Below are 18,659 nucleotides of genomic sequence, written 5' to 3' on the forward strand. Positions count from 1 at the left end.
ATGACTCCTTTGTTAAAAAAGCTTATTTAAAGATGGATTAAATAAGGCTAAGGTTTGTGTGCCTTGAGAAGTTTTGGCATGAAATATGATTTCTCGGCTCATCTCTTTTAACTTGATATGACAAACAATATCAGGCTCAGGTAGCAAGTTTAAAGCACGTTCAGGCCATTCTATTAGCCATATAACAGGGTGATCAAATTCATCACAAAGGCCCATTTCAAATATTTCGTAGGGGGATTGTAAACGATATAGGTCAAGATGATAAATAGAATAAGGGGCTATCTTATAGGTTTCAATTAAGGTGTAAGTGGGACTTTTTACTAAGCCTGAATAGCCTAATTTTTTTACTAGCGCACGAACAAAGAATGTTTTTCCTGCGCCTAACTCACCCTTCAAAAATATGATCAATCGTTTGTTCTTAGGGCAGCACTCAGCTAATTTTTTGGCTAATTGCTCCATTTCTTTTTCAGTTTTTAGTAAAATGACTGACATACAAGCGTAAAATCTAGTTTAATCATTTAGTTTTTTGTATTTCATTTTTTTCTTAGCTTGAGTTTCATCAATGCCTAAGCGTTTTATACGATCAAATTCATAATCGGTAAAGTTACCTGTAAAACAATCAATCCGATCGTCTTGAAAAGCGATGATATGCGTTGCTATTCGATCTAAAAACCAGCGATCATGAGAAATCACCATTGCGCAACCAGGAAAACTTAACAATGCTTCTTCTAATGCACGTAAAGTTTCTACATCCAAATCATTGGTAGGTTCGTCAAGGAGTAAAACGTTGCCACCAGCACGTAATAATTTGGCTAAATGAACACGATTACGTTCACCGCCCGATAAGTTTTTTATTAGTTTTTGTTGATCAGACCCTTTGAAATTGAAGCGACCTACGTAGGATCGTGAAGGCATTTGGAATTGATTTATCGTCATAATATCCAATCCTTCAGAGATTTCTTGCCACACAGTATGATCCGGATTCAGTGAATCACGACTTTGATCAATGTAAGCTAGTTGTACGGAAGCACCTTGATGTATTTTTCCGCTATCGGGTTGTTCTTGTTGCATAATCAATTTAAACAAAGTGGATTTCCCAGCACCATTCGGACCAATAATTCCTATGATGGCACCTTTTGGCACTGTAAAACTAAAATTATTGATTAATATGCGTCCATTGAAGCCTTTTGTCAGTTGATCAAATTCCAACACCGAATCCCCCAGCCTTATTCCCGGCGGGATATAGAGTTCCTGGGTTTCGGCTCGTTTTTGAAAGTCTTGTGAACTTAATTCTTCAAAACGCGCTAAACGCGCTTTACTTTTTGCTTGTCGACCTTTTGGGTTAGTTCGTACCCATTCTAATTCAGCTTTTAAGCTTTTTTCATGCGCGGCTTGTTGTCTTCCTTCTTGAGCGAGACGCTTTTGTTTTTGTTCTAGCCAAGAGGAGTAATTGCCTTCATAGGGGATTCCATGCCCGCGATCGAGTTCCAAAATCCAACCGGCTACATTATCTAAGAAGTAACGGTCATGGGTTACTGCAATGACAGTGCCGGGATAATCATGTAAATAACGTTCTAACCAGGCTACACTTTCCGCATCTAAATGGTTAGTGGGTTCATCGAGCAACAACATATCAGGGTTAGATAATAATAAGCGACACAATGCGACGCGCCGCCGTTCACCGCCTGAAAGTTGTGTAATTTGTGCGTCCCATGGAGGTAAACAGAGCGCATCCGCAGCTATATTTAATTTACGTTCTAATTCCCAGCCTCCCTGGGCATCAATTTGTGTTTGTAACTCGCCTTGTTCTTCAAAGAGTTGATTCATGGCCGATTCACTCATAGGTTCGGCAAATTTCATGCTAATTTCGTTAAATCGATCCAATAGCTTTTTAGTGTCTGCAATGGCATCTTCCACGTTACCACGCACATCTTTAAGTGGGTCTAATTGAGGCTCTTGAGGTAGATAGCCAATTTTGATTCCTGGTAATGCACGTGCTTCACCGACAAAATCCTGATCTTCTCCTGCTAAAATACGCAGCAAAGTCGATTTGCCTGAGCCATTCAACCCTAAGACTCCAATTTTCGCTCCAGGATAAAAAGATAGCCAAATGTCTTTAAGAATCTCTTTCTTAGGGGCAATGATTTTACTCACTGCTTGCATGGTATAGATATATTGTTGTGACATAACCTAAAATCAATAAATTGTTAGAAAGAGGGAATACTAGCAATAATAGTCTGGACTAGCTAGATTTTTTAGTGAATTATCAGGTTTTAATAAGTGGCTCTTGATCGATTGCGTTCATCTCAATGGTTTATTTATGTCAATGCAACACTTCAGAGGCTTTGTTTTATAGGAGAAATATTTTCTTTGTCTGCTGCCCCGAGTCTATTTTTTTTAGGCTGGGAAAATATATCTTTAGCTCCTTGTCTATGACTGCGTTTAGCATTAAGTTTAAGCTTAACTGAGATTGATTGCCGGTTTGCTTGAGTTAAAATATCTGCTTTGATTTTTGATGAACCTGTTGCTAGAGGATGATCAGATAATGTTTTCTTTGTTAAAGAAAATTTATTTTTAATCGAGACGGATTGAATGGCTTGGGTTTAATTTTCGGTTTCGTAAAAAAAGGAATAGAATCTTCTATTGAAGGAGGTTGCTGGACTTGTTCTTGAACTAATGTTTCAGTGGATCCAGGAGCACTGGATAATAAAAAGACCGCATAGTTTAAATAATAAGCGGTTATTAAATCAAGTTCACATTTTCCCCAGCTTTTGTTGTAGACAGTTATTTTTTTCTTGAAATCATAATATTCTTTATAAAGATCAGGGTTATTATCAAAATTAAGCTTAGTTTCAAGCTCATAGGTTAAGCTAAGTAATTTTTGAATTTGTTTTTCACACTTTATCAGTTGGTCATCATTTTTTTGAATAGTCGATACTCTGATGGGGTAAAGTTGAAATGAATTGATTTCACATTGTAGGAAGCCAAATCTAGCTGCAACCTTATAAAATTCAAATTCTAGAGGTAAGTGCCAATTGTATTCTAAGTGCTTTACGACTACTTGATAAAGACGACCAATGTTTTTATAATTATTATAAATATTTTTATCTTTTTTAATTTCTTTAGAAAATTCTTGGTTAGCGAAATTTAATTGTTTACGAATTTCTTTGGTAAGGTTTAAATACTCCAAAATGAATTGCTCCTTTTTAATTTTACTTTTAAATTATATTACTATGATACATGAAGCAAAAACTAGCTTTTGATGCGGTTAAAAGAAAGAAAATAATATTAGAAATATTACTACTGAATAATAAATTTTTTATTATGTAATGAGGGATTAAATAATCATGTCTTATTCACTGCGAGAAACACTTAGCGACTTTGATCCTGATTTATGGTCCGCGATGCGCAAAGAGGCCCAGCGTCAAGAAGATCATTTAGAATTAATTGCTTCAGAGAACTATACCAGTCCGTTGGTATTGCAAGCACAGAGTTCTGTTTTAACCAATAAATATGCCGAAGGCTATCCCAGTAAACGTTATTATGGTGGCTGTGAATATGTTGACATCGTAGAACAATTAGCAATTGATAGAGCAAAGGAATTATTTCAAGCAGATTACGCGAATGTACAAACGCATTCAGGTTCGCAGGCGAATGCGGCGGCTTATATGGCCTTGATTCAACCTGGGGATACTCTGTTAGGCATGAGTTTAGCGCATGGTGGTCACTTAACGCATGGAGCAAAAGTTAGTTTTTCAGGGAAAATGTATCATGCCTATGCGTATGGTGTCACACCCGATACACAATTGATTGATTATGCAGAAGTCGAATCCCTGGCAAAAAAACATAAGCCTAAATTAATTATTGCGGGTTTTTCAGCTTATTCAAGAGTGGTGGACTGGCAACGTTTTAGAGATATTGCGGATGAAGTAGGTGCCTATTTTTTGGTGGATATGGCGCATATTGCAGGGTTAGTGGCAGCGGGTTTGTATCCTTCACCGGTTCCTATTGCGGATGTGGTGACAACGACTACACATAAAACTTTACGCGGGCCAAGAGGAGGCTTAATTTTAGCGCGCTCAAATCCTGAAATCGAAAAAAAATTAAATTCTGCGGTATTTCCAGGGCAGCAAGGCGGACCTTTGATGCATATTATTGCGGCTAAAGCAGTCGCTTTAAAAGAAGCTTTAGCACCAAGTTTTAAAGTCTATCAGCAACAAGTGATAACTAATGCAAACGCTATGGCCCAGGTGATGTTGCAAAGAGGATATAAAATCGTCTCTGGCGGGACCGATAATCATCTTTTCTTAATCGACATGATTGAAAAAGGTATTACAGGGAAAGAAGCTGAGGGGATATTGGAGAAGGCCTATATCACTTTAAATAAGAATATGCTTCCTAATGATCCACGCTCACCTTTTGTAACGAGCGGTTTACGGGTAGGTACCCCTGCTATAACCACTCGAGGTTTAAAAGAAAAAGAGGTGAGGGACGTGGCTAATTGGATTTGTGATGTCCTTGATAATCTAAAAGACCCTCAATGCATAGATAAAGTCAGGAAACAAGTCATGGCACTATGCCAGCAATTTCCAGTATACTCCCCCTAAGCTCAGAAATGTTCTTCTAGAGATACAATGATGTATTGTCCTTTTTGTAATGAAGCAGATACCAAAGTGATTGATTCTCGTCTAAGTAGTGATGGTCAACAGGTGCGGCGTCGGCGTGAATGTTTACAATGTAATGAACGTTTTAGCAGTTTTGAATCAGCTGAGCTAGGATTACCACGCGTAATCAAACGTGATAATACGCGGAGTGCCTTTGATCAGGAAAAACTAAGAGCAGGCATGCTTAAAGCCCTAGAAAAAAGACCTATTTCCAGCGAGCAAGTTGAGGCAATTATTGTACGCTTAATAAAAAAATTACGCGCATTAGGCGAACGTGAAATTTCTTCAAGACAAATTGGTGAGTGGGTGATGGAAGAACTGTGTGATTTAGATCCCGTTGCGTACGTACGATTTGCATCGGTATATCGAAGTTTTCAGGATATACAAGCATTTAACCAGGCGATTGAACAATTAAAACAAGATATTTCTGCGAATAAAAAACAAACTCATGACACTGAAATCGAAAAAAAATAATTTTAAAGCAAAGCAACGCGCACGTCGTTTTGCTATGCAAGCTATTTATCAATGGCATTTAACGCAAGAAAAATTTTCTGCTATTCAAGCTAAATTTTTGGCTCAAGAGGAAATGGTGAGTGTGGATACTGCTTATTTCCTTTTGCTAGTTCAAGGAGTCTTAAAGGATCAAGAATCGTTAGATAATCATTTACAACAATTTTTAGACCGTCCACTCAAAGAATTAGGGTTGGTAGAGTTGGCTATTTTGAGATTGGGTGCTTATGAATTGCTTGAATGCCCAGAAGTCCCTTATAAAGTTGTATTAAACGAATCTATCGAATTAGCTAAGATGTTTGGCGCCATGGATAGTTATAAATATATTAATGGTATTTTAAACCTACTAGCAAAAAAAAATCGTTCTTTGGAATATACTCACAGCAAAGGGATTTTGGGCAAGACATCGCAAGAATAAAACGACCAGAATGTATTTAAAATATATGAGATTACAAGTTAAGACTATATAAGGATCAATAATTTTCTAATCTTCTATGTCATTAAATGAATTTGATTTAATTCAACGTTTTTTTAATTCACCAACAAAGCTTCGCAAAGATGTTATTTTAGGCATAGGCGACGATGCTGCTATTTTGCAAGTGCCATTCGATCAACAATTGGTAGTGAGTACTGACACATTAGTATCAGGTCGACATTTTCCTGAAAATACATCGCCTGCGGATATTGGGTATAAAGCATTAGCAGTTAATTTAAGTGACCTTGCTGCAATGGGTGCTGAGCCCGCATGGGTTTTATTGGCACTTACATTACCTAATATCAATGAAATCTGGCTCAAAAAATTTACCGAAGGTTTTTTTCCCTTACTGCAAAATTTTCACTTGCAACTGGTAGGGGGAGATATAACGCAAGGACCTTTAACAATTACGTTTCAAGCGTTGGGGTTTGTTCCACCGGGTAAAGCATTAGGTCGTGTCGGCGCAAAGGTAGGCGATCACATTTATGTGACAGGAACTTTAGGTGATGCAGGCTTGGCTCTCGAATCAATCAATAAAAAAAATTGCTTTGGATTATCATCCGCTCAAATTTTTTCTGTCATGCAACGTTTAAATCGACCCGTTCCCCGCGTCGAAATAGGCCAGGCATTACGTAATATTGCAAGTAGTGCTATTGATGTTTCAGATGGACTAGCCGCTGATTTGGGCCATATTTTATCGACGAACCAAGTGGGTGCGTTGCTTCAATTAGAAAAACTTCCTTTATCAGATAGTCTGCAAGTTTTGCCATCTGAAAAGGCATGGCAATTGGCTTTAAGTTCAGGAGATGATTATGAGCTATGTTTTACTGTGCCAGAATCGCATGAAAGAGAATTGCAATTACATTTATTAGCATTGAATACACCCTATACCTGTATAGGAAGTATTAAAAAAGAACCTGGATTAATTTTGTTGGATAAAAAAGGATCAGCTTTTAATATAGATAAATCAGGATATGAGCACTTTGTTTGAAAAAATATTAGATAATATATGTTCGCGTCTTAGCTTCTAGTCAGTATATAATCGTTTTTTCTAAAGAATGTTATGAGATAAATTATGCAAAAGGATCTAGTCCGTAAGGTATTTAGCCATCCTATTTACTTAATCGCTTTTGGTTTTGGCGCTGGATTATCTCCTTTTGCACCAGGTACTTGTGGAACATTAGTTGCCATTCCATTGTATTATTTAATACAGTCTTTTTCTTTAGTTAACTACGGACTGATTTTATTATTCGCCACGCTGATTGGTGTTTGGATTTGTGATGTGACGGAGCGAGGGATTGGCGTTCATGATTATTCAGGAATAGTTTGGGATGAAATATGTGGGTTTGGGTTGACTATGTTTGCTGCTCCAAAAGGTTGGTTATGGATAGCGATTGGTTTTGTTTTATTTCGGTTGTTTGATATTGTGAAACCTTGGCCTATTGCTTGGATAGATCGAAAAATGCCGGGCGGATTAGGTGTCATGGTAGATGATTTAATGGCGGGTGTGTATGCCTGGATAATTTTACACTTAATATACTCTTTGCACTTGAATTTTTGATGTGTTGCCACTCCATCTCGAACTCTACTTTGTCAATCCCGCCAGTTATCTTTTCCCGCTTGCGTTTACAAAAAAGCTTTGCACTTATGATCTGAATGCCATAGCCACTCTATGATTTTCTTCTTTTTTATTTGGTACACTATAGAAATTGGATGAGGTTTGCCTCGGTATATAATTTTTATGTAAAGTCCGAGTATTTGAAATTTGAATGCTTGATTGTATATCTTCAGCTTTTTTATTCGATGTTAGATACACACCATTGGTATAAACATTAATTGTTTCGCCCTTGGAGGCTGAATTAGAATTAAAATCTAACACAAGATTTCTAAAGTGTAATTCTTCTTCTGGAAAAGATTTTTCTTCTTGTTTAATTTTTCCGTTTTTTTCTACACTTTGGGTAAATGTTTTCTCTCCCAACCATAAGGCTTGTTGCTTTTTTGCCTTTTCTAATTCTGTATTGAATATTGTTTCTTTATGATCATAGATTCTATTCAAAGTTTTTTTTCTTTCATCTTTTTTTAAATTGCTATATTTGGGATTATGTTTACTAAACTCACCATATTCTCCTTTTTTACTGTCTTTTAAATTATTTATCGCTGTTTTGTATTTCTGTATCTTTTCCTCTAGATAATCTTTTCCAAATTTATCATACACTTCAATTAAGGGTTTACCAGTCGATTTGCAAGATTCTGTTTTTTGAAATTGCTCAGCATGTTCATCTTTAAGTTTAGATAAACTCTCTATCATTTCTTCATAAACATAAGTTCCATCAGTCGAGGTGCGTTGTTTTTCAATATTTTCTTTGACTTTAGCAACTGCTTTTCCAATAATTTTTTCTGCCTTCATTATCTCAGAATAAATAATATTACGTTTTTTATCATCTGATAGCGGGCTTGGGCGTTGCAAGGTCATCTTCATGATTTTTTCAACAGGAATGGGATTTATCTCATCTGTCTGTATTTTTTCATTTTTTTTATTTGCGGGAATGAGTTCTTGCATAAGTGCCACAAATTCTGATTCTGATTTTTTTTGATATTCTTCAATAGGATATATATTTATTGTAGGTTCATTAAAAGGTTGCTGTGAGTTCAACTCAAGAGAGTCATCGGGAACTTCTGGAAAGGGAGGTGAATTTTCTTCAGAATGGTTTTCGAAATTTTGAGTCGATGGGTGGGTACCGCTATGTGCGGGTACTCCCGACGTTAATTCTTCCTTAAGTTGAACCATATCTCTAGGATTATTGCACTGGTGTACGCTTAATTCATAGTCTATCCCTTTTAGACGGGCCATAAAGAGATTTTTAGAAGCTTTATAATCATCATCGCTAGAGAGATCTTTGTTTATGGATTGGCAAATCTCTAATGGAGTTCGCTTCAGAATCATATCTCCTTCTACTCGTAGTCTATAAGAATCTAATAAGTTGTTGTCTTTTAATCTTGGTACAACTAAGTAAATAAATTCAGACTCAGTGATCATGTTACTATCTTTTGCATAGCCAAGAATGCCGAGTTGAAATTTTACGGTTTCATCACCAGCAGATTTAATAATGCAAGTGTTGCTTAAAGCGTCTTCTATTTTCTTAAATCTATATTTTTCATTTGCAGTTAAAGATTTATGAGTAGCTAGTAATGACTTAGCGTGTTTTAATTTTTCATCAGGAGTATGTAGGTGAATAGTGCTGAATTTTTTAGCGCCTTCCTGCAGGTCACTAACTATTTGTCTAGCATATGTTACCAAATTAATTACTTCTGCTTTGGTTTCATTAAGTTGCCTCTGCAATTTTTCAGATGAATGTGTTTCAGAATAGATTTCAAGATCCTCTTGAATTTTTTCTAATGTCGGTATTATTGCATTTAAATTTTTATATTTCGAAGCTGATTCATCTTGTACGCTTGCTTGGTCATGACTTGCGGAAAAATTAATTTCGAGTGGTTCGCGATCTTTATTGTTTGAATTAGGCATAAGAAGTCTCCTACTAAGGTGAAAAGCAATATTTATTGCTTAGTATTATTTTTTTATTGTCATTATTGGATTTTGCTTATTCATTTCGGATGTATTTTTTTCTGTTTTGTTTTTTTGTCTAGTATGTGAGTATAAAAAACTCGATACAGATGTTGCCCCTTGTGATTGGTCTAGTAGTGCTTTATGTGCTAGTCGATTAGAAGATAGTTTAGGAGTTATCTGTGTTTGTGTCGGTTGTTTATTCTCTATTTTTATTGTTTTTACTTTATTTATTGTTCCATTTCCACTAGCTTGGTCTAGTAATTCTTTATATGCTTCTCGCTTAGAAGATAATATAAGATTTTCTTGTGTTTGTGAGTGTTTATTTTCATTCTGACAAATCAAAGATGGAATATTTTTCTCTCCTATCATTTTTTTTACAAATTCAACATTATTTTTTGGGTCATAAGGAAAATAATCCGCTAGCTTATTCATTGTTTCACTTAAGTTTTCAGCTGTAGGACGTTGTTCTTCAGGTAATAACATGCTTGATGTTAAATGACCAAGAACGACACTCTTATGTATTTTATCATGAGATGAATTTTTACACAGGTCTTCGATAATTTTTTTACTTTCAAGGTTTTTTTTGCAAGTCTCAGATTGTAGATATTTATCCACTTTTATTCTAATTTGCTGAACTTGAAGAGGCTCTTGTTCTATCCCTGGATTGCTTAATTTTTCCAAGTCTGCTAGCTCCTCAGTATAAACTTCCTGATCTACAGGCGTCGGTTTAATTTCCCTTATAATATAACCATTAGTATCTTTAGACATAGAATTCATAGAGTCTATTGCTGTTTGAGAATAAGATTCTATAGGGCATTTTCCCGTTAGTGTGGATTGTAAAGTCAATCCTAATGACCAAATATCAGATTTACTTGGATTGCTGCTGCTGGGTATCTTACCTGCATATATTTTAAGTAATTCGGGTGAAAGATAAGTCACTAGGCCAGGTTGTTCAATGGGTTCATCAACATATCGCGCACAGCCAAAATCTGATAATGAAAGATTACCGTTCTTATCTATGAGAATATTATCAGGCTTTATATCGCCATGAATAATACCTTTGTGTTTTTTTTCTTTATCATCTAAAAAATCTCCATTGTGTAAAAAATTTAATGTTTTAACGATGTTTCTTGTTTGATGAAAAATATAATTGATGCCTGCATCAGAAGAAGAATTATTTTGAATAAAATTGCTATGACTTTCTAAATCGCCATTTTTTTTAAGTCTTGAATAGGCTTCCATCCCTGAATTTCTACATTCGGAATGAAAGGGTAAGGAAAGATGAGTTTTTATTTTCTCATAATCTGCATGCTTTTTAATACTCTGACTCTTTTTAACTTCATTATTTAATGAGGAACTTTCTGGATCTTTTTCTTTTTTTCTGACAATATCTATTGTATTTTGACTTTTCGTTCTTATTCTTGCGTAATCAACCTTGGCTTGTGTCCCGTGTATGGGCATTCCCTTGCTTTCTATTTTAAATTGTTTTGGATCTAAACTTAATTTAGATACCAAATCGGGAGTACCACCTCCGCTGTAGTACTTTTTGGCCTTGTTAAGCTCAAGCTTAAGAGTCTTTTTTCTTAACTCGACTTCTTCTGAATTCATAATGTCTCCTAAAAAATAAAAAATAAACTTAGATAGTATGAAAAATTAGTTATTTAAATTCTTATATATTTATTTATTTTATCTGACGATCCTTAAGCTTTAATTAAAAAAATATTTTTTTAATATTTTCTAATGCATGTTCAAAACCTCTAATTATGATTATAAAATTTTGAAAAAAAGAGTTATTTATGTTTTTCAATATAAAGATTAATTTAATTTTTATATAAGAAAATTTAATTATATAAATGAAATTAACGAATTTAAAAAATTGTTTAGTGCAGAATCAAAAAGCTTTAGATTGGTTTTATCTAAAAAAAATAGACTATGCCTTTTTGATGGAAAGTAAAATCATTCTCGGTGGTAAGGATGATTACTCAATAAGCTCCAAGCGCGATACAGTTGTTCTGCCACGATAATTCGAACTAGTGCGTGGGGAAGCGTTAATGGCGAAAGTGACCAAATACGTTCAGCAATTTTTGTACAGGCGGCACCTAAACCGTCAGGACCGCCAATTAATAAACTGACATCTTGCCTCTCTAACTGCCATCGTTGTAAAGATTGCGCAAGTTGTTGCGTATTCCACATTTGTCCTTGTACATCTAAAGCAATGATGCGGGATCGCTTTGGAATGGCGGCTAAAATTTTTTTTTCTTCTTCGGCAATATGTTTAGAAATTTCAGAATTTTTATTACGCTTACTAAGTGGTATGGTAATTAAATTGAGTTTGCATTCTGCAGGTAAACGTTTTTGATAATCTTGAAAACCGGTTTCAGCCCACTTACTGCAACGGGTGCCTACAGCAATTAAATTAATGATCATTTTTTCTTAGGGGTGGCTCCATAATTTTTCAAGATTATAAAATTCTCGCTCTTGAGGTAACATGATATGGATAATTGCATCAACTAAATCGATCAATACCCATTCGCCTTCTTTCTCACCTTCAATACCATAGATAGTCATGCCTTTAGCTTTGGCAGCTGAGATTAAATATTGTGCCAGAGTTTTAACATGGCGGTTAGAATTTCCTGTGCAAATGATCATTAGATCGGTAATGTCGGTGATTTTACTGACGTCCAGGACAGTAATATTTTTTGCTTTGTGATCTTCCAATAAGCCTATTAGGTCAGTTTGTAGATCTTTATTTAAATTAGCTTGTGTCATAAATATAACTTTTGTTCCAAAATATAATCAAGGACGGTAGGGGGTAATGCTCCAATAGGCGAATTCCCACTCGCAATAGTTTTGCGTATGTAAGTCGCCGAGATGGGTAAAGCTTCTACATGAGTCATGAATAAAAATCCAGCAGGTTGTTGTGATAACAAGGAAGGGTCCTTAATTTGATGTCTTTCAACAAAAGCATGGATTTCCTTAGAGTAAGATTGCATATGACCAGGTCTAGGTACAATAAGTAAATGTGCGAAATTGATTAGAGACGCCCATTGATGCCAGTGATCTAAGCAAGCTAAATTATCATATCCTAAAATAAGTCCCAAAGGCGTATTACCCAATTCAAGACGTAACGAAGCTAAGGTTTCTATCATATACGAAGGAGTGGCTCTATCTAATTCTTGCATGTCAATGGAAAAATACGGGTAGGGTTGCAAAGCCAGTTGCAGCATAGTAAGCCGTTGTTGGGCAGTGGCCACTACTTTTTTGTCACTAACAGGATTCTTACAAGGAATGAAACGGACTTCACTTAAATGGAGTTGTTGATATAAATCGAGTGCAATATTTAAATGCCCATAATGTATGGGATCAAAACTACCTCCAAGGATCCCTATCATAATGTTCTTCGCACTTGAATTTTTGACTGTGTTGCCGCGCAACTCCCAATCCTCATGATTTTATATACCTTAGCTTGCCGCATGGACGCGGCACTTGTCAAAAACCCAATTGCAATGAGTAGAGTTGGGCTCCGCAATTTCGAGGCTAAGCGTTTGTAAAGCATTCCAAACGTGACCGGTACCTACCCCTTTTATTAGATGGTCAATGTGGCTCGCAAGACTTAGTAATCGATACCAATGTATAAGCGTATGACGTTTTAAGGCTTGTTGAAGTAATAGTTTACGCTTTTCCCATACATGTTGCTCTTTAAAAAGCGTTGTTAAATTTTGGCCTTGATTAAGTTTAAATGCAAAAGAAGCTAATAATCGGCATTCGCGACTGAGTGCCCATAAAATTAATAAGGGTTCTACATTTTCTTCTTTAAGACGCGCTAAGATGCGCAAACAACGTTCAGAGTTTCCTGCTAATGCAGCATCGATCAGTTTGAAAGGATCAAATCGGGTGTTGTCGCTGAGTGCTTGCGTCAACATGTCAATCGTAACGACGTTATTTTTTGCGTCAAGGTATAAGCTGAGTTTCTCTATGGTTTGTGCAGTCGCTAATAAATTTCCTTCGGTGGCAAAAATAAGACATTCAATAGCTGCTTTTTCTACTTTTAAACCCATGACGTGAAAACGTTCTGTTACCCACCTAAATAATTGTGGGGCTTGCAAAGGCCATATCGGAATGACTAAACCTACTTTATCAATACTTTTAAACCAAGCAGTTTGCTGTAGGCGACCGTCCAGTTTCCCCGCTATAATAAGCAAAAGTTTGTTGCGAGGTGGGTTTTTAGCATACAGTGTAAGCGTTTGTGTTATGGTTTCAGATAAACCTTGCGATAGATGTAATTCTAGCAGTTGTTTGTCTGCAAATAATCCATAATTATTCATACAGCCAATCAGCGAGGAAGCATTAAAATGTGTGTCGCTATAAAATACTTGTCGATCGGTAAAACCTGCTTTTTTTGCCGCTAGGCGAATGGCATTACAGGCTGCTTGAATTAATACTATTTCTTCACCGGAAATCAAATAAATTGGCGCTAAAGCAGGATTATTTAATTGTTGAGGTAATTGTTCATAACGACATTGCATAATATATAGATTACTGCTGAGGGCAAGTACTGCAGCGAAGTTGCTGGCGTAACTCTGGGGAATATAAGCGAATTAAAAGTTGTTGAATAACATCCTGTTGCATATTTTCTTGTAAATCATTTTCCGTATTGAGATCACCAGCGAGTTGATTGGATGTAATCGAAAAAGTTCGTGTGGCTTGAATTTGCTGTGGTGCTAATAAAACACGACCTTTACAATCTATGAGCTGAAATAAAATACTGTAAACAAGTAAATAGGTGGTTGTTTGTCCAGCATTTCCTAAGCTGGTAGCCGTACGAGTAAAGTTTTGTGTAAGAATTTGTAGTCGTGGAGATGCCGGAGTTGCAAGTAAGGTATGAACTCCCGCTGTTGCTAACGCGTTTTGTAATTCTTTGGTGAAATTACTATAAGGCTGATTAGATTCCAAAGAAAGTGTATGAAAAGGTAATGAAAATTCACAGTGACCTCTTAATTGAAAGCCACAAGCAGTTAGTATGAAGCTAAAAAAGAGAATAAATAATAATGGGTAACGAGCTGTCATATTAAATAACAATATTAACTAATTTTTTGGGGACTATAATAATTTTTTTAATCGTTTGATTTTCAGTATAGCGTTTGATCTGAGGGTCATTGAGAATAATCGCTTTAAGTGTTTCATCATTATAGTGTATATCAAGTGATAATTGTGCACGTAATTTACCATTCACTTGTACCACCCAATCAATTTTTTCGACGGTTAACGCATCGGCCGCCACTTTCGGCCAATGTGCTTTACCAATTAATCCGGGAAATTTCAGTTCTTTCCACAAAGCATGGGTTATATGAGGAACGATGGGGGCTAATAAGCGCAATAGAATGCTTAAACCTTGCCATATGATATGTTTAATCGTGTGTAATTCATCATCAGTAGATGAGCTTAATAATTGGTTGGCTGTTTGCAGTGTATTCAAAAGCTTCATGCAACTGGCAATAACCGTATTAAACTGCTGCCTTTCAAAATCATTGCGCGCAAGTTGCAAAATTTCATGTACTTGACGGCGTAAATTACGATGCGCATGAGGAATTTTTGTCCAATCGATGGACTGTGTGAGGCTATGTTTATGAGTTTCATTGAGCTCTATTATCCAAGGATTGTTATAGGCTAACGTCCATAAACGTTTTAAAAAGCGATAAGCACCTTCAACTCCCGCGTCAGACCACTCTAAGGATTGTTCAGGAGGGGCGGCGAACAGAATAAATAATCGTAAGGTATCTGCTCCATATTGTGACATCAGTTTAGCAGGATCGACGGTGTTGCCTTTAGATTTAGACATTTTTGCACCGTCTTTAAGGACCATGCCTTGTGTCAACAAGCGTGTAAAGGGTTCATTAGAATTCAGTAGACCTAAATCACGTAATATTTTATGAAAAAAACGTGCATAGAGTAAGTGCAATACCGCATGTTCAATACCCCCAATATAATGATCAACGGGTGTCCAATATTTTGCTCTATCATCTAACATGGCTCTGTTCTGTGTAGGGCAGGCAAAGCGTGCGTAATACCAAGAAGACTCTACAAACGTATCTAAAGTATCTGTTTCTCTTGTAGCGGGTTGTTTACAAATAGGACAATCGGTTTGATAAAACTCAGGCATATTTTTTAAAGGTGAGCCTACCCCAGTAAACTGTATCGTTTCGGGAAGTACCACGGGTAAATCTTCTTCAGGGACAGGAACAACGCCGCAAGTAGTGCAATAAATAATTGGAATAGGTGTTCCCCAATAGCGCTGACGAGAAACACCCCAATCACGAAGTCGATAATTAGTTGTATGCACGGCTATCTTTTCTTGTATTAACTTTTTTGCAATAGTTACCGACGCAAGTTCAGCACTTAAACCTGTATAGGGACCCGAATTAATTAATGTGCCTGTATCCGAAATAAGAGGGGCTGATTGAAAATCATGTGTCTGAGTGGATAATATGACAGGACGTATAGGTAAATGATATTTCTTTGCAAATTCAAAATCGCGCTCATCGTGTGCAGGGACGCCCATGATCGCTCCGGAACCGTAATCAGTTTTCACAAAATTAGCAATCCATATCGGTAAGTTTTCGTGAGTCAGAGGATTATAGGCAGTAAGCTGAGTCGTGAAGCCCTTCTTTTCTAAATGTGCAGTCGCCTCTTCAGATGTGGGGATCTGTTGAAAACTGGTAATGATAGCTTGCAGCTTGGGATCGTGTTTAGCTATATAACGTGCTATAGGATGATTGGGTGAAACCGCGATAAAAGTAGCACCAAATAGGGTGTCGGGACGTGTAGTAAAGATTTCAATAGTGTCTAATTCAGGATTATTGACTTTAAATTGAATAGTTAAACCTTGGGATCGACCTATCCAATTGCGTTGCATAGTTTTGACTTCATCTGGCCATGCTTCTAAAGTATCTAAGTCATTTAATAATTCATCTGCGAAAGCGGTAATCTTTAAAAACCACTGCGGAATTTCTTTACGTTCTACAAGTGCACCAGAACGCCAGCCACGGCCATCAATAACCTGTTCATTGGCTAACACGGTTTTATCCATAGGATCCCAATTGACTACGGCACTTTTTTTATAGACTAGACCATTTTTAAGTAATTGAATAAACAGCCATTGTTCCCAACGATAATAATCAGGTTTACAGGTAGTAATTTCTCGGCTCCAATCAAAGCTTAAGCCGAGTTGTTTGAATTGCTTGCGCATATGTTCAATGTTGGCATAAGTCCATTTAGCAGGAGGTACTCCTTTTTCAATGGCAGCATTTTCAGCCGGTAAACCAAAAGCATCCCAACCGATGGGATGCAAAACATTTTTACCTAACATACGCTGGTAACGGGCAATCACATCGCCCAATACATAATTTCGGACATGGCCTACATGTAAATGCCCGCTAGGGTAGGGAAACATAGAGAGGCAATAAAATTTTTCTTTATTGAGATCTTCAGTGACCTTGAAACATTGGTGCTCTTCCCAAAATTTTTGGATGTCAGCTTCAAGCGCTAAGGGTTGATATTGTTCTTGCATGTGGCTAGATACCTTGTTTTAGTTATACTCTTCGCACTTGAATTTTTGTTTGCGTTGCCGCGCAACTCGCAATCTTCATGTATGAATAATACACTCAGTTGCTTTATTTTCACGGCACCTTGCCAAAAATCCAATTGCTGTGAGTATAGGCTTCATTTTTAAAGTACTGTTAATTCGGATAGATTAAAAACTGTTCAACTATTTGCTAATTATATAACAAGTCCAATTTTTATTGTGATAACTGCCTGGATAAAACACTAATCTATAATAGCCTGAGTTAACTGAAGCATAAACATCTAAATGTGAGTTTTTCGATAAGCGTAACATAAGATACATAATCCCACTAAAAAGATAATAATGGAACCATCGCCGAGATATACCCATGGGGTTAAACCGCCAGTTTTATAAATTGAACTTGTTAATACACCCGTCTCGAAAGCGGGAAGTTTCGCTATAATTTTTCCTTTAGGAGATACGAAAGCCGTTAGGCCGGTATTACTTAAAAAAGCTAAGTAACGTCCGGTGGCTAACGCTTGAAATTGGCCAATTTGTAGATGTTGAGCTAAGGCAAAAGAATGACCGAACCAAGCATCATCGTTAATAGTTAATAGTAACTGAGCATGGTCTTTCAATGCTTGTCGGACTAAATTGGAATAAGCAATTTCATAGCAAATAAAGGTACCTAAATTAACATTGGCTACGCTAAATGCGGGTTGGTGACTTGGTCCGGGTGAAAAACTAGACATTGGAATATCTAATAAATTTAATAAGCCGTGTGCCCAGATTATCCACCAAGGGAGATATTCACCAAAAATAACCAGTCTTTGTTTATAATAGGTCGCGTGATCCAAGCCTAAAGCTAGCATGCCATTATAATATTGAAAGCCTTTTTGGATAGGTATTCCTGTAATCAATGTGGTTTTATGCTGTTTGGCTTGCTTGTCAAGCTGTTTTAAAAAGTCTACTGCTTGATTTTGTAACAGAGGAATGGCTGCTTCTGGCCAAATAATCAGTCGACTATCCCAATGCGATTGCGTTAATTGTTGATAGTGTATTAATGATGCTTTTTGGTATTCAGGTTCCCATTTTATTTCTTGGGGGATATTCGCTTGAATCAGACTGATTTGGATTGGTTTTCCTTGTATATGCGTCCAAGGGATGAAACTTAAGATGTAACCAATGGTCCATATCCCTATAAGTGTCAGTAAGCGTCCTGAATAGTAAAAGTTTTTTAGATTGAACTGACAATTAAAACGTTTGTTTAAAAAAGGACAGAATAACGAAAGAAATAAACTTGCCGATAAAGCGACTAGAAAAGTCAGGCCGACTATTCCCAAAATTGGAGCATAACCACTAAGCGGCGTATTTACTTGGCTAGTGCCTAATAATAACCAAGGAAAACCAGTAAATATCCAACTACGTACCCATTCGGCTAACGCCCATGAACTAGGAAAGATTAAGTAGAGTTTGATGAATGTATTACTAGGAAAAAAACGATTGAGCAGAAAACCTTGAATGGCTGTAAATAAGGCTAATATAAAAATAAATAGTGCGGTAATTAACGAAGCTAGAAAAAGAGAAGTATGACCAAATTCGTGAATACTAATAAATACCCATGAGACGCCGATACCATAAAAGCCTATGCCAAAAAGTAATCCTAAAATAAAAGCGCGTTTAGCTGAGCTATTTAGCCATAGTAATAATAATACAGCGGGGGAGAAGATAGCTAAAGGATAAATGCACATCGGAGCAAAAGCAAAGGCGAGTAAACCACCGGCGATAAGTGCGCTTATTTCTTTATAGTAGGTCATAAAATTGCATAGGAAAAAGAGTAAACCACTTGTACAACCTGCGTGCTAGACTTGATTTCACCGTTAA

Annotated in this window: 17 protein-coding genes; 5 read left to right on the top strand and 12 right to left on the bottom strand. The window is 36.5% G+C overall.

Annotation, left to right across the window (positions count from 1 at the left end; translation table 11 throughout):
• Positions 1-12 precede the first annotated feature (12 nt).
• The 3 genes from tsaE to AAHI99_RS01620 all read right to left on the bottom strand — a co-directional run bounded on the left by tsaE (position 13) and on the right by AAHI99_RS01620 (position 3,190).
• The gene (gene tsaE, locus AAHI99_RS01610; RefSeq protein WP_342227944.1) at positions 13-492 is read right to left on the bottom strand and encodes a tRNA (adenosine(37)-N6)-threonylcarbamoyltransferase complex ATPase subunit type 1 TsaE; all 480 of its coding nucleotides are present in this window, start codon (positions 490-492) and stop codon (positions 13-15) included.
• Between the two features lie 18 nt (positions 493-510).
• Complete coding sequence (gene ettA, locus AAHI99_RS01615; protein ID WP_342227945.1) at positions 511-2,187, bottom strand: energy-dependent translational throttle protein EttA; 1,677 nt, start codon at positions 2,185-2,187, stop codon at positions 511-513.
• A gap of 370 nt (positions 2,188-2,557) precedes the next feature.
• Positions 2,558-3,190 (bottom strand): hypothetical protein, encoded by a 633-nt coding sequence (locus tag AAHI99_RS01620; protein WP_342227946.1) that lies wholly within the window; start codon positions 3,188-3,190, stop codon positions 2,558-2,560.
• Positions 3,191-3,347: 157 nt separating this feature from the next.
• Between AAHI99_RS01620 and glyA the strand changes: the two genes are divergently transcribed.
• The 5 genes from glyA to AAHI99_RS01645 all read left to right on the top strand — a co-directional run bounded on the left by glyA (position 3,348) and on the right by AAHI99_RS01645 (position 7,210).
• Positions 3,348-4,607 carry a serine hydroxymethyltransferase gene (gene glyA / locus AAHI99_RS01625; RefSeq protein WP_342227947.1) on the top strand — a complete coding sequence of 420 codons (1,260 nt, stop codon included), beginning with the start codon at positions 3,348-3,350 and terminating at the stop codon, positions 4,605-4,607.
• Positions 4,608-4,637: 30 nt separating this feature from the next.
• Positions 4,638-5,138: a transcriptional regulator NrdR gene (gene nrdR, locus AAHI99_RS01630; protein ID WP_342228337.1), complete on the top strand. Its 501-nt coding sequence runs from the start codon at positions 4,638-4,640 to the stop codon at positions 5,136-5,138.
• Positions 5,113-5,592, top strand: coding sequence for a transcription antitermination factor NusB (nusB, locus tag AAHI99_RS01635; protein ID WP_342227948.1), 480 nt, complete (start codon positions 5,113-5,115; stop codon positions 5,590-5,592). The genes nrdR and nusB overlap by 26 nt, the downstream gene beginning before the upstream one ends.
• Positions 5,593-5,668: 76 nt before the next feature.
• On the top strand, positions 5,669-6,640 hold the full coding sequence (gene thiL, locus AAHI99_RS01640; RefSeq protein ID WP_342227949.1) for a thiamine-phosphate kinase: 972 nt from the start codon (positions 5,669-5,671) through the stop codon (positions 6,638-6,640).
• A gap of 81 nt (positions 6,641-6,721) precedes the next feature.
• Positions 6,722-7,210 (top strand): phosphatidylglycerophosphatase A, encoded by a 489-nt coding sequence (locus AAHI99_RS01645; RefSeq protein WP_339051580.1) that lies wholly within the window; start codon positions 6,722-6,724, stop codon positions 7,208-7,210.
• An 84-nt stretch (positions 7,211-7,294) separates the two neighbouring features.
• Here AAHI99_RS01645 and AAHI99_RS01650 read toward each other — a convergent pair whose 3' ends face one another.
• From AAHI99_RS01650 to lnt, 9 genes are all read right to left on the bottom strand, one after another.
• Positions 7,295-9,172, bottom strand: a complete 1,878-nt coding sequence (locus tag AAHI99_RS01650) for a hypothetical protein (RefSeq protein ID WP_342227950.1) — start codon at positions 9,170-9,172, stop codon at positions 7,295-7,297.
• 45 nt (positions 9,173-9,217) lie between these two features.
• Positions 9,218-10,822 (bottom strand): serine/threonine-protein kinase, encoded by a 1,605-nt coding sequence (locus AAHI99_RS01655; protein WP_342227951.1) that lies wholly within the window; start codon positions 10,820-10,822, stop codon positions 9,218-9,220.
• A 348-nt stretch (positions 10,823-11,170) separates the two neighbouring features.
• The gene (rlmH, locus tag AAHI99_RS01660) at positions 11,171-11,641 is read right to left on the bottom strand and encodes a 23S rRNA (pseudouridine(1915)-N(3))-methyltransferase RlmH (protein ID WP_342227952.1); all 471 of its coding nucleotides are present in this window, start codon (positions 11,639-11,641) and stop codon (positions 11,171-11,173) included.
• Between the two features lie 6 nt (positions 11,642-11,647).
• On the bottom strand, positions 11,648-11,983 hold the full coding sequence (gene rsfS, locus AAHI99_RS01665; protein ID WP_342227953.1) for a ribosome silencing factor: 336 nt from the start codon (positions 11,981-11,983) through the stop codon (positions 11,648-11,650).
• Positions 11,980-12,606 carry a nicotinate-nucleotide adenylyltransferase gene (gene nadD / locus AAHI99_RS01670; RefSeq protein WP_342227954.1) on the bottom strand — a complete coding sequence of 209 codons (627 nt, stop codon included), beginning with the start codon at positions 12,604-12,606 and terminating at the stop codon, positions 11,980-11,982. The genes rsfS and nadD overlap by 4 nt, the downstream gene beginning before the upstream one ends.
• 69 nt (positions 12,607-12,675) lie before the next feature.
• Positions 12,676-13,740 carry a DNA polymerase III subunit delta gene (gene holA / locus AAHI99_RS01675; RefSeq protein WP_342227955.1) on the bottom strand — a complete coding sequence of 355 codons (1,065 nt, stop codon included), beginning with the start codon at positions 13,738-13,740 and terminating at the stop codon, positions 12,676-12,678.
• Positions 13,741-13,750: 10 nt separating this feature from the next.
• Positions 13,751-14,281, bottom strand: coding sequence for an LPS assembly lipoprotein LptE (gene lptE, locus AAHI99_RS01680; protein ID WP_342227956.1), 531 nt, complete (start codon positions 14,279-14,281; stop codon positions 13,751-13,753).
• 1 nt (position 14,282) lies between these two features.
• A complete protein-coding gene (gene leuS / locus AAHI99_RS01685) occupies positions 14,283-16,781 on the bottom strand; it encodes a leucine--tRNA ligase (protein WP_342227957.1) in 2,499 nt (832 codons plus the stop codon).
• A gap of 296 nt (positions 16,782-17,077) precedes the next feature.
• A complete protein-coding gene (lnt, locus tag AAHI99_RS01690) occupies positions 17,078-18,592 on the bottom strand; it encodes an apolipoprotein N-acyltransferase (protein ID WP_342227958.1) in 1,515 nt (504 codons plus the stop codon).
• Positions 18,593-18,659 lie beyond the last annotated feature (67 nt).

It is taken from the genome of Rickettsiella endosymbiont of Rhagonycha lignosa (genome assembly GCF_964031165.1).
Taxonomy (GTDB): domain Bacteria; phylum Pseudomonadota; class Gammaproteobacteria; order Diplorickettsiales; family Diplorickettsiaceae; genus Aquirickettsiella.